10 protein-coding genes and 1 pseudogene are annotated in these 11600 nt (G+C 57.8%); 5 read left to right on the top strand and 6 right to left on the bottom strand.

Annotated features, from left to right (window positions below; translation table 11 throughout):
• Positions 1 to 55 precede the first annotated feature (55 nt).
• On the bottom strand, positions 56 to 1639 hold the full coding sequence (locus BW11_RS00595) for a Mur ligase family protein (protein WP_140444293.1): 1584 nt from the start codon (positions 1637 to 1639) through the stop codon (positions 56 to 58).
• 139 nt (positions 1640 to 1778) lie between these two features.
• Complete coding sequence (locus BW11_RS00590) at positions 1779 to 3359, bottom strand: UDP-N-acetylmuramoyl-L-alanyl-D-glutamate--2,6-diaminopimelate ligase (protein WP_140444292.1); 1581 nt, start codon at positions 3357 to 3359, stop codon at positions 1779 to 1781.
• Between the two features lie 245 nt (positions 3360 to 3604).
• Between BW11_RS00590 and BW11_RS00585 the strand changes: the two genes are divergently transcribed.
• A complete protein-coding gene (locus tag BW11_RS00585; protein WP_081887240.1) occupies positions 3605 to 4345 on the top strand; it encodes a sigma-70 family RNA polymerase sigma factor in 741 nt (246 codons plus the stop codon).
• Positions 4342 to 4653 (top strand): hypothetical protein, encoded by a 312-nt coding sequence (locus tag BW11_RS00580; RefSeq protein ID WP_140444290.1) that lies wholly within the window; start codon positions 4342 to 4344, stop codon positions 4651 to 4653. Before BW11_RS00585 ends, BW11_RS00580 begins: the two co-directional genes overlap by 4 nt.
• Positions 4654 to 4888: 235 nt before the next feature.
• Here BW11_RS00580 and BW11_RS00575 read toward each other — a convergent pair whose 3' ends face one another.
• The 3 genes and pseudogenes from BW11_RS00575 to BW11_RS12000 all read right to left on the bottom strand — a co-directional run.
• On the bottom strand, positions 4889 to 5131 hold the full coding sequence (locus BW11_RS00575; protein WP_140444289.1) for a hypothetical protein: 243 nt from the start codon (positions 5129 to 5131) through the stop codon (positions 4889 to 4891).
• Positions 5132 to 5144: 13 nt separating this feature from the next.
• On the bottom strand, positions 5145 to 5819 hold the full coding sequence (locus BW11_RS00570; protein ID WP_140444288.1) for a hypothetical protein: 675 nt from the start codon (positions 5817 to 5819) through the stop codon (positions 5145 to 5147).
• A gap of 87 nt (positions 5820 to 5906) precedes the next feature.
• Positions 5907 to 5969, bottom strand: a pseudogene (locus tag BW11_RS12000) (zinc-ribbon domain-containing protein); the annotation flags it as partial.
• A gap of 421 nt (positions 5970 to 6390) precedes the next feature.
• Here BW11_RS12000 and BW11_RS00565 point away from each other — a divergent pair.
• Positions 6391 to 8190: a DUF262 domain-containing protein gene (locus tag BW11_RS00565; RefSeq protein ID WP_140444287.1), complete on the top strand. Its 1800-nt coding sequence runs from the start codon at positions 6391 to 6393 to the stop codon at positions 8188 to 8190.
• Between the two features lie 845 nt (positions 8191 to 9035).
• Positions 9036 to 9257, top strand: coding sequence for a hypothetical protein (locus BW11_RS11995; protein ID WP_140444286.1), 222 nt, complete (start codon positions 9036 to 9038; stop codon positions 9255 to 9257).
• Positions 9258 to 9548: 291 nt separating this feature from the next.
• On the opposite strand, the gene BW11_RS00555 is transcribed toward BW11_RS11995, so the two are convergent.
• Positions 9549 to 10316 (bottom strand): DnaA ATPase domain-containing protein, encoded by a 768-nt coding sequence (locus BW11_RS00555; RefSeq protein WP_140444285.1) that lies wholly within the window; start codon positions 10314 to 10316, stop codon positions 9549 to 9551.
• Between the two features lie 202 nt (positions 10317 to 10518).
• On the opposite strand from BW11_RS00555, the gene BW11_RS00550 reads away from it, so the two are divergent.
• A complete protein-coding gene (locus tag BW11_RS00550; protein WP_140444284.1) occupies positions 10519 to 11565 on the top strand; it encodes a YafY family protein in 1047 nt (348 codons plus the stop codon).
• Positions 11566 to 11600: the final 35 nt, after the last annotated feature.

Genomic DNA, 11600 nt, shown 5'->3' with positions numbered 1-11600 from the left:
TTACTCCATGTGTGACGATGGAAAACTGTGATGATGGAAAACGCGTCGGAAGGCGTCACGCGGCCGCAAGGCCGAGCTCGCGGCGCACGATGGTCGCGTCCCCGGGCCAGTAGACCGCCTTGCCGTTGATGATGTTGCGGGTCTCGTGCCCCTTGCCGATGACCAGCACGATGTTGAAGCGGCCGTCGCGGTCGGTGGATTCGCGCGCCTCGCGGATCGCGGTGACGATGGCCTGCTCGCGGTCGACGATGATGTTCACTCGCTGCCTGCCGTCGCCGGGGACGAACGAGGCCATCTCCTCGCAGATCTTGCGCGGATCCTCGAAGTTCGGATCGTCGAGGGTGAAGATGAACGACTCGGCGCGGCCCAGCGCGCCCTTGACGATGCCCTCGCGCCGGTCGATGGCCTTGCCTCCGGTGGTGCCGGACACCAGCGTGATGCGCGGATCGCGCTCGCCGTACACGCGGATCATCTCGTCGACGAGCGCCTTGGTGGACAGGTAGTTGTGCGCGAAGTCGACGTACACGTGCATGCCGTCGGAGGCGATGAAACGCTCCATGCGGCCCGGCACGTGCACGGTCTCGACGGCGGCCATGGCCTCGTCGCCGAACGGCACGCCGGCCTTCATCGCGATGGTGATCGCGGCGGCGGCGTTGAGGAAGTTGAACTCGCCGAGCATGTCCAGCTCGTACGGGAGGGCCTTGCCGTCGCATGCGACGACGAATCCGGTCTTGAGGCTCGGATCGGCGGCGACGACGACGTCGGCGGGCGTGTGATGGCCGTCGGACGGATCATGCAGCGCGAACGTCGTCACCGGCACGTCGTGCGCGGCCGCGTCCTCGAGGAGCAGGCCGACATGCGCCGAGTCGGCGCCGATCACCATCGCGCGAGAGTTGGCGATGATCTGGCGCTTGCAGTGGAAGTAGTCCTCGAACGTGGGGTGCTCGATCGGGGAGATGTGGTCGGGGGAGATGTTGAGGAAGGCGCCTACGTCGAACGTGAGGCCGTAGACTCGCTGGATCTTGTATGCCTGGGAGCTGACCTCCATGACGAGGTAGCGCATGCCGTTGTCGGCCGCCTGACGCATCATGCGGAACGCGTCGAGCGGCTCGGGGGTGGTGAGCTGGGACGGGGCGAACGTGCGCCCGTCGAGGCATACGGCGATCGAGCTCATCATCGCGGCATGCCCGTCCGAATACGCGTTGAGGATCGCGTGCGTGAGGTAGTCGGTGGTGGTCTTGCCCTTGGTGCCGGTGATGCCGACCAGTGTGAGCTCGTCCTGCGGGCGCCCGTAGAACTCGGCGGAGAGCAGGCTCATCGCCTTGTGCACGTTCTCGACGATCAGACCGACGGCCTTCGTACGGTCCGAATGATCCTCCTCGGCCACGTAGACGGCAAGTCCCTGCTCGTCGATGCCGTCGAGGAACTCCGGCTTGAACCGGCCCTTGACGAACAGCAGCGATCCCTCGCGCACCTGGCGGGTGTCGTAGGTGATCGCGGGGATCGGCCTGTCGGCGTCCGGCAGATGCGTGGCGTCGAGCGTCCAGCGTTCGGGCGTGATGATCTCGCGCAGCAGGTGGTGATCTTCCAACAGCTTGGCCGCGGAGGCGAGGCTCAGCGGCGAAGTCGTGGTGGGCATGGCGTGTACTCCTAGTGTCGTGCGGCGCGCGGGTCTCGCGTGCGTCACCGCACGATACTACTCCACGGATGTGTTCATCCGATGTTCATCAACGGTTGCCCGCATCCCGGGATCAGGCGGTTCAGATGGATCATGCGGATCAGGCGCCGAGCAGACGCGCGACCACCTGGTCGTCGCCCTCGTACGGCACGTGCTTGTTGAGATCCTTGATCCAGCGTTCGTGTCCCTTGCCGATGACGAGGACCACGTCATGCCTGCGCGGGTGGGCGCGAGCCTCGTCCAGGGCGTTGGTGATGGCGGCGACACGGTCGATGATCGTGGTCGTCGCGACCCGGTCGTTCGTCACGAAGGAGCGCATGTCGCGGCAGATGTCCTCATACGGCTCGGTGTCGGTGTCCTCGGCCGTGAACACGAACCGTGCGATGCGGTCCTGCGCCGCCTCGACGATCTCGCGGCGGCGGTCGTACGCCTTGTTGCCGGCCGATCCGGCGACGAGCGTGATGTACGGGTGTTCGCCGTTGCCGCCCCAGCGCTCGTATACGAAATCGAGCAGCGCCCTGACGGAGGTGTAGTTGTGCGCGTAGTCGACGATCACATCGGTGTCGGAGTCCTCATCCCGGGTGAGCTCCATGCGTCCCGAGACACGTGTCGGCTCCATCGCGTGCAGCGTTTCGATCGCATCCGCGGGCACGCCGGCGGCGTGGGCGATGCTTACCGCGGCGAGGGCGTTCTCGTAGTTGAAGTCGCCGACCAGATGCAGACGGTATCGGCCCAGATCATGTCCGTCAAGACGCATGAGATAGGAGTCGTGCGAGGCGTCGGCGGGCCAGGCGGTCGCATCGGCGCCGGAAGCGTCGGGATTGGCGGCCGACTCGGTGGCCGGCTCGTCCAGCAGAGCGAAGTCGCGCACCGGCACACCGGCGGCGGCCGCATCCTGACGGATCAGATCGGCGTGGTCCGCGCGGGCGTTGAGAATCAGCGTACGGGAGTTGGCCGTGATCCGACGCTTGCAGTACAGGTAGTCCTCGAACGTGGGGTGCTCGATCGGGGAGATGTGGTCGGGGGAGATGTTGAGGAACGCGCCCACGTCGAACGTGAACCCGTAGACGCGATGCACCTTGTACGCCTGGGAGCTGACCTCCATGATGAGGTAGCGCATGCCGCCATCGACCGCCTCGCGCATCATGCGCACCGCGTCGAGCGATTCGGGGGTGGTCAGGTCGGATTCGACGTAGGTGTGGCCGTCGAGGCAGTTGTCGACCGAGGAGAAGAGCGCGCAGCGGCCGCCCGAATACGCGTTGAGGATCGCCTGCGTGAAGTACGCGGTGGTGGTCTTGCCCTTGGTGCCGGTGATGCCGATCAGCGTGAGCTCGTCCTGCGGGCGTCCGTAGAACTCGGTGGCGAGCAGGGCCAGGGCCTTGCGTGCGTCGTCGACGATCAGGCCGGGCGCCTTCGTGCGTTCGGACAGGTCGGTTTCGGCCACGTACGCGGCGAGTCCCCTCTCATCGCAGCCGTCGAGAAACTCCGGCCTGAAACGTCCCTTGCATACCAGCAGCGATCCCTCGCCGACCTGACGGGTGTCGTAGGTGATGGAGACGAACGGCGCGTCCGCGCCGTCGATGCCGTCGGTGTCGAGCGTCCACGAGTCGCCGTGGATCACCTCCCGCAGCAGATGATGCCGGTTAAGCAGTTCGGCGGCGGAAGCGAGGGTCAGAGCCATGGGGAGGTCCTTTCGGCGTGATGGGCGATTGGTGCAGGTGCTGTCCGGAAGGCACCCGACGATGTCGCTCCCACTGTGCGCGACGATTCTGGGAGACCTCTGGACGGTTTCTCAAACATCCGTAAACCGTTTCCAGTATACGAGCGATGAGCCGATTACAATGGGCGGACGTGACCACACAGACGAACGGGACCGCGACGAACGAGACTCTCGCCGAACGGCGCGAGCGGTTCGAACGACTCGCCATGCCGGCGCTCAACGCGCTCTATCGGCAGGCGATGAGACTCACCAACAACCCGGAGGACGCGCAGGATCTCGTGCAGGATACGTTCGAGAAGGGATTCAAGGCGTTCGACTCGTTCCAGGAGGGCACGAACTTCGAGGCGTGGATGACCACGATCGAACGCAACACCTACTTCAACCAGTACGCGAAGGCCAAGCGCAGGCCGCAGCGCGCCAACGACGCGGACGGCGAATACGACGACTGGGACATCTACGAGGCTTCCGAGCACACCTCAGACGGGCTCAAGTCCGCCGAGGACGAGTACCTCGACGCGTTCGCCCCCGAGGAGATCATGCAGGCCCTGTCCAAACTGTCGCCGGAACGCCGGCAGGTGTTCATCGACGCGGCGATCGACGGCAAGTCGTACCAGCAGGTCGCCGACGAGCAGGGCGTGAAGATCGGTACGGTGATGAGCCGACTCAACCGTGCACGCACCCAGTTGAAACGTGAGCTCGCCTCCTACGCGCGCGAGCATGGATACGGCACGCAGCTGCCGTCGGGTTCATCGAAGGCAAGGTCCGGTAAGTCCGGTAATGCGTCCGCCGTCTCGACGCCATCCGGTTCGCCGAAGGCAAAGTCCGGTGAAAAACCGCTTCGGGGACTTGATTCCGGCGATAATGAAGATGATGCCTCCCTGAGGGGCCGTGGAATCGACGGAATCGACGAAGCCCCGCATTCGAAGCGAAGGAAGGAGATGCGATGAACGGACGACATGTGGAGCATGTGCGTCATATCTCCATCACCCGCACATCGGCCGACGGCGTGGTCAGTCATATCAGTCATACGGAGGTGCGCATCAGCGATGCGGACGACGCCGACGCCTACGACGTCTACGGTACGGATGCGCGCGATGAGGCTGTGGACGGCGACTGTTTCGACCCGTCGACCTGCTGTTCCGAACGCGAGCAGGCGATGATCGCCGCGCTGCGCGCCTATCTGCGCCCCGAGGAGGCGCCGGAGTGCCTGAAAACCCGTATCAAGGAGTGCCTCGACCACTGCTGCGGTGAGTGAACGGGGCGGATTCTCTGACTCCGCCATCCGATAAGGCGCTCTTGCATGAGTAGCGTACGGAGATCGGGATAATATGCATCCCAATCTCTGATTCCGTACGCTCAGTTGCATTCAGCGTACGTGGATCGGGGTGATAATCACACTATCACCCGTTTTCGTATGGTTAGTCTCGCCCAGCATACGAAAACGGGTGATAACGTGATTATCACCCCGAGGGACGTATGCAGACGCACACTCACCGTACGTTATTCGGGATAGACCGAGTGGAGCCGTGGTCGGCGACACTGACATACGCCGATGATTGTGCGGAGCTCGTGATCATGATACCGCCGTTGTCATATGTCCGGGATAGATCGAGCTTGTACAATGCAGCGGCGAAGGCCATGATAAGCAGCATCGCCACGAGAATAGCGAGTATCTTCAGAACCTGTACGCGGAGCCGGTCTCGCTCCGGTGAATACTGATTGGTCATATTCATGTCATTGTCCTCCTCAATGTCGGATATTCAGGTCGTTTCGTAGATCCTGCAATGCTCTGGTCTGCCGTTTCGCTTCGAACGCCTGACTGACTTGGGCGAGTGCGGATATGGCGAGTACCATGGTCTGTTTTCGGGTCTCCTGGACCTTGTCCCGTTCAAGCTGTTCCAGCCGTCGGCGATGGTCATACTCCTCCCACAGGCTGGCAGCGGTGTTGAAATCGTCGGCGCGTCCGCAAATGAGCATCTGCAGAATGTAGGCGTTCGCCTTCCCGTTGCGGCAGGATGCGGGCAGCAGTAGCAGGGCTGGCCTCATGTGCTTGCGGATGTTGGCGATGGTCCGCTTGTCGGTGGTGATTGCCGGATACAGCGCGGGAATCACGTTTTCGACATTGTGCTTGAACACTCTGAGCTGGTTTAGACCGACGAGCATCGGGATGATGCCGACTGCGCATGCGATCAGTGCGGAGACCGGAGCCTGATGGTTCCACGGCTCGCAGACGATCCCATAGAGCAGTGCGCCTGCACCGATGAGTCCGGACAATAGTAGACAGGTCAGCCCGATGTCATATTTCGTCTTGTTTCTCCTCATGAGTTCATAGGCGGATCGGATGCCGTTCTCTATCGCGTCGATCCGTGCGAACTGCTCGTCAAGCGATGTGAGCAGTTTGATCAGTTGAGCGGAGGACATCCGCCCCAAAGAAAGCGTCCTGACCGAATGAGGCATAGCTGTCGGCGACGGTTCCCTGAGGTCGTCGGATGCGACGGCGGATCTCGTTCCGCATTTCACACAGAACATCGCGTCGCCAAGCAGATTCGCACCACAGTGACGACAGAACATCATGAACGCACCTCAATTCTCTGTAGGCGGAGAGTTAGTCTCCGCAGCAGTTCGTGCAGACATCCCGTCAATCACGTGAAGTTCACGAACGATTGCGATCATGTCTGATTCCAGTATCACGGAGCGCTTCGTCAGCAGGTAGATTTCTACCGGTCGTAATGAACCCGAGTGATAATGAAGACGTCCACTCAAGTGACGGTATAGGTGCCGGCAAACGCCGGTGAATGATGTGCCTAGAAGCCGGTGGTGCAAAACAACTGGCCTAAACTCATTGTAGAATGGCTGAAAGCATGCTTATGAAAGATGAACCCGCACAAGGAGGTGCTCCTAACACATAGGTTACCCCAATCTCTTCGGTTCGAATAAACCTCTCGACCGAGGTATAATAATACAATCTTCGATCACCAAGGAAACCGCCATTATGTCTAGTGAAAAGAACAGTTATAGATTGCCGATAACAATTGCATATGCAATCGACCAAGTCAAACAAGGTAATTATGTGTTACCGGGAATCCAAAGGAAGTTTGTATGGACAACTGAGCAAATCGAGTGTCTTTTCGATAGTATTATGCAGGACTATCCCATTAACACATTAATGCTATGGCATATATCCGATGGAAAAGAAGGAGAATCCCTTCGAATTGATTACCCTTTCTATTCATTCATTACGAATTATAAAGAACGATACAAGACCGAGAATGAAGCTGTATCGGTAATCGGCACCAATCCCCTGTATGCTGTTATCGATGGCCAGCAACGTCTTACGAGTCTTCATATCGGGTTGAACGGAACCTATGCCGCACATCGTAAGTATCGAGGGTGGGAGGACACTCCCGAAAATTTCCCCAAACTGCGCCTGTATCTCGATCTTCTCGGACAACCCGATACGGATTCCGATTATGGGTACCCATTCAAGTTTATGACCAAAGATAAGGCGATCACAGATCAAGAGAATAATCATTGGTGGTATCCCGTTGGCCAGATACTCAGGGCCAAGGATCCGAAGTACGTCAGCCGGTATCTGCTCGATAACAAACTCACAGATTACGATGTCGCTTTTGATCGTATGGAGCTTCTTCGCGACCGCCTGCTCAAAGATGAACGTGTCAGTTTCTATGTTCAGGAAGACCAGGATCAGGATAAGGTACTGGAGATTTTCACCAGAACCAATAGTGGCGGAGTGCCTTTGACAAAGTCTGATTTGATTATGGCTATTGCATCCTCCAACTGGGAAGACATGAGGGATAACGTCGAACAGTTGGTTACTCAGATCAATACCAACACTGGATTCCACATTGACAAGGACCTGGTTCTTAGAACGTTCTTGGTCTGCTATGGTAAAGACGTTAAATTCAAAGTCGAAAACTTTGGCAAATCGCAGGTGGATATTCTTGCCCGACATTGGACTACGCTTTCATTGGCGATATCTAATACATTCACTTTTTTGCAGCGACAAGGATTTGACGATCGAACGCTTCGTGCGCGAAATGCCGTCATTCCAATCGTTCAATACTTCATTCAGACCAACCAGTTTGCTGATATCGACAAGACTACGTTCGGACAGATCTCAACCGCACAACAACCGGTCGTTGAGGATATCTTGAAATGGTTGAATATAAGCTTGCTGAAGGGAATATTCGGCGGCCAAACCGACGCTCTTCTGAGTGGACTACGCGATGTAATTCGTAAATCCTCGACTCCCACACATTTCCCTTTGAAGGAAATCCGCATCCGTTTCAAAGACTCACGCAAAGACTATTCGCTGGGTCAAGAAGCGATTGAGGGCTTGTTGGAAAGCGAGTACGGCACACACGAAGCAACGTATATTCTTCATCTACTGCATGGTCGACTCGACCCCGCTCTTCATTACGAACAGGATCATCTGCATCCCGCATCCTTCTTTAAGGAAGATGAGTCACTGCCTAAAAAGGAAAGGGAGGCCGCTTTACAGAAAAGCTATCTGAGGTATTTTCCGATCCTGAAGACATTGATTTCGCTATGGATCCACGCAACTGGAACAGTGTCCTCAATCTTCAATTGTTGGAAAAGAGGGAGAATATCGACAAGACACTTACACCGCTTGATACTTGGGCCAAAGGTCATGGACTCAACGGAAGCTTTTTCCTCGTACCTCCCGACACCGACCTCAGCATCAGGAATTTCCATGGATTCATCAACATGCGTCGTGCCGAACTCACCAAACGACTCACAGCCCTTCTGATGGATTAAACCAACATAATGGGGATGCCGGTCCGTCAACGGCTACCTGCATCCCCGTTATGCCCTATCCATTAAACAGGGCAGAAGCAGCGTCCTGAGCTTCGACGTCTGTTGATTCCTTGATGCCATTCGGCTCAACGTCGATATCAGAACATCTTGGCACGGGAATGCGATAGATATCTACCAGCACGCGAATGTCGCGACGATGATGTAATCCACCCACAGATGATTCCCAATCGAGACAGAATGACGGCAATGCAGGTTTTCGTACATATCCATGTGCACAGAACCTATTCGATGGCCGACCGCATAGCCACGGTCGACATCTGGCGAAGACCGCGGCAGATTTGGGCCGATTGGCTCTCGGACTGACCGATCATGGTAGTGTAGACGGGCTGTTCGCCTTCCGTAGCGCCTGCCGATGGCAGCAAATTGGAGTGATCCTAAGCGATGAGATCTACGTTACTCCGGGAACCGACCGAAGGATCCCACGCGCGTGAGCTGGGACAAGATATTGGTACAGGGCCGAGGGAATGCGACTGCTGTTCGCCGATGTGCCTGAGGCATGCGACAACATGATGGTCATCGCTACCGGTGTCGCTTCGACAGCGATTTCGCGTCTGGTTCTCTACGGTATGCCACGCCATGAGCGGTCGCAGAGGCCGTGTTCGCGGTCAAGGTCGGACGGGTGAAGATGACATATCCGGCCGAATCCCTAGTGAGTTTGATCGACGGACTCTCGAACGGGATCGGATCGAGGGGACGTGTGCTTGAGGAGCTTCGCCGCATGGGATATGGCACTACTTCGGTGAACATTAACGTGTCCTTGGAACGGGGACGGCTCCGGTGAAGGACACCAATGGTAGGGTGCCGATCAGGATGGGGCTGTCCATCGTGCCCATGGTGTCGCTTTCGATGGCTGAGCGCATCATGGATATCCGTCGTCGGGACGGACGGTTCGCTGGCTTTCCGGATTTCCTGCATCGTCTGCCTTCCGACTTTCTGAACACGAGAGGCGATTTGGACGCTGATCGAGGCCGGTGTCTTCGATTCCTTGGATGGTCATAGGCGGAAGCTGCTCGACGGCTGCACCATGGCGATCGCCGAGGAACGGTACTGCGGGCCAGCGGCATCAAGAACGGGAACTGCTGTTCACTATCTTCACCGATTTTTGACCATGAATTCTGAATGGGCAGGGGCCGATACAACCTTTTGCGATTCTCCCTCAGATGCTGCCATAAGTCGAAGAGAGCGAGTCCGGCTCCTTCACCGACAATGTCGATGAAGGAGCTCCAATTTATACATACAACGATGCACGCCGTCATCACGAAGATGCATCGCGGGATAACGCATGTCACGCTATTTCGATGGATTCTTCCCGATGCTTCGCGCCATGCTTCTTATCTCTTCCAGAGATTCGCTCATCCTTCCCAGTTCATCGTCCATCGTGAGCAGTGAGGTTCGTGTCTGCTCCATGAATCGGCCCATGCTTGTTGGGGTCTCACAGGAGGAGGCGATGAGACTGAGAATTCCGTCCGGGATCCTCCAACTGCCATTTAAAGCATGCATCCGCAGAATGCTGATGAGAGTGTCGCTATCGGGTGCTTTGACGTCAACGGCGAGCCCGGCCTCCAAGCGTGAGAGAAGTTCGGATCCGAATTCGTCGAGCCTCTGCGGAGCTACGTCGGCAGTAACGACGACGCTTTTATTTGCCCAGAGCAGCGTGCAGAACGTACGCCTGAACTGCTCCGAGGCGTCGTCCTCTCCACTCAACATCTGGATGTCGTCGACAAGCAGCATGTCGAGCTCGCGGTAGCAACGGTTGAATTCCGTTGTACGACACTGCGATTTCGCCTTGGAGAATTCCTCGGCGAACTCCCCGGCGGTGACGTAGCGAATCCTCAGACTCGGATCCTTGGTGATTGCATAATTGCCGGTCGCGTTCAACAGATGGGTCTTGCCCCGACCGGATCCGCCATAGATGTACAGCGGATTGAAGAGCTGCCCTGAGCCATTGGCCACGGCAATCGCCGCAGACCGGGCGAATCGGTTGCAGTCGGCCGATATGAAGGTGTCAAATGTCAGGGTTCTGTCAAGATGCGTTTCCGGATCGATGTTCTTGCTCATTGTCGTATTTCCTTAGCCTTTCCCGTGTTTCGCATCGTCGCAACCGTCGAGATGCAGCGCGACGAGAGGTCCCTTCCCGTCAATTCGATGGGTGGGTCTCCACATCGTCAGTATCAGAGGACATATAATGAACGGGTAGTTTTCTACCGGTCGTCCATGTTTCAATTGTGATTCGGCCGACCATGCCGAAAGGATGTGTCTTATGGAACGAGATTCGGTGCACAAGGGCGGTTCCCGGTCGGAGATCATCATCGGGATCTTGGAACTGCTTGACGAGAACACGGATCGCGAGCACGGAGTCACCGCCGCATGGCTGGCCGATCAGCTCGGCATCACCGTGAAGACGATCAGGGGACATCTGTACGCACTGCGGGAGATGCGGCCATTCGGTCGCAAGGTTGATCGGATAGAGAGAGGCGACCTCAAGGATGCGGAAAGTCCCGATCCTCGTCCCGGCTGGTACATCGAGCCGGTGTTCGACACCGCACAGATGCGGCTGCTCGCCGACGGTGCGGCGTTGTCCCGTTCGGACGGGGAGTACATTCAGGATCTGGTCGCCAAGATCTACGCCTTCGCCGGCCGTTCCGACCAGCTCGGCATACGTGGACCGCTGATGACTCCAAAGCACTACAATCGGGAGTTCCTCAACAATATCGAACGGTTGAATGACGCCATCGCCCATGAGCGGGGCATCCGCTTCCACTACTGCACGTATGATGTCAGTGGCGAGCTCGTGCCCAGACTCGGGGAGGATGGCCGTCCGAGGGAATATGCCGCCGACCCGTACGATCTACGGTACAAGAACGAGAAGTACTACCTCATCTGCCATCTCCGGCCTTACGACAATCTGGCTTATCTGCACGTCGAGCGCATTCGTGATCTAATGGTTGATGGAAACGACCACACACTGGATCGCTCGTTCGACAGCTTCACCGACGAGAGCGGGGCTCCGATCGACCTCACAGCCTTCATGGATGAACGTCCCTATCCATCTCCGGGTCCTGCGATACCGGTGCGGTTGCGTGTCGAAGGTGGTCTCGAACCGGTGTTCGACTGGTTTCCCGACGCGCAGGCCACGCAGGTCGGTGACAGCGTTTATGAGGTGACCGTCAAGGCGACTCCGTGGTCAACGATTTGGTGGGCTCTGCAATATACCAACAGTGGCGTCCGCATCACGGTCCTGGAGCCGGAGTCGATCCGTGCTGAACTGCGCAGAGCCGGACATATCCTGCTTGAGCGGTATGAGTGAGGCGACGTCGAATCTCCTCATCAGCATCCCAGTTA

This window comes from Bifidobacterium sp. UTCIF-38 (genome assembly GCF_006454495.1).
Taxonomy (GTDB): Bacteria; Actinomycetota; Actinomycetes; order Actinomycetales; family Bifidobacteriaceae; genus Bifidobacterium; species Bifidobacterium callitrichos.
This window is presented reverse-complemented; position numbering and strand designations above follow the sequence as displayed.

Coding starts and splice junctions, on each gene's coding strand:
- BW11_RS00595 (WP_140444293.1), bottom strand. CDS start 1,639: ATGCCCACCACGACTTCGCCGCTGAGCCTCGCCTCCGCGGCCAAGCTG.
- BW11_RS00590 (WP_140444292.1), bottom strand. CDS start 3,359: ATGGCTCTGACCCTCGCTTCCGCCGCCGAACTGCTTAACCGGCATCAT.
- BW11_RS00585 (WP_081887240.1), top strand. CDS start 3,605: ATGCCGGCGCTCAACGCGCTCTATCGGCAGGCGATGAGACTCACCAAC.
- BW11_RS00580 (WP_140444290.1), top strand. CDS start 4,342: ATGAACGGACGACATGTGGAGCATGTGCGTCATATCTCCATCACCCGC.
- BW11_RS00575 (WP_140444289.1), bottom strand. CDS start 5,131: ATGAATATGACCAATCAGTATTCACCGGAGCGAGACCGGCTCCGCGTA.
- BW11_RS00570 (WP_140444288.1), bottom strand. CDS start 5,819: ATGTCCTCCGCTCAACTGATCAAACTGCTCACATCGCTTGACGAGCAG.
- BW11_RS00565 (WP_140444287.1), top strand. CDS start 6,391: ATGTCTAGTGAAAAGAACAGTTATAGATTGCCGATAACAATTGCATAT.
- BW11_RS00555 (WP_140444285.1), bottom strand. CDS start 10,316: ATGAGCAAGAACATCGATCCGGAAACGCATCTTGACAGAACCCTGACA.
- BW11_RS00550 (WP_140444284.1), top strand. CDS start 10,519: ATGGAACGAGATTCGGTGCACAAGGGCGGTTCCCGGTCGGAGATCATC.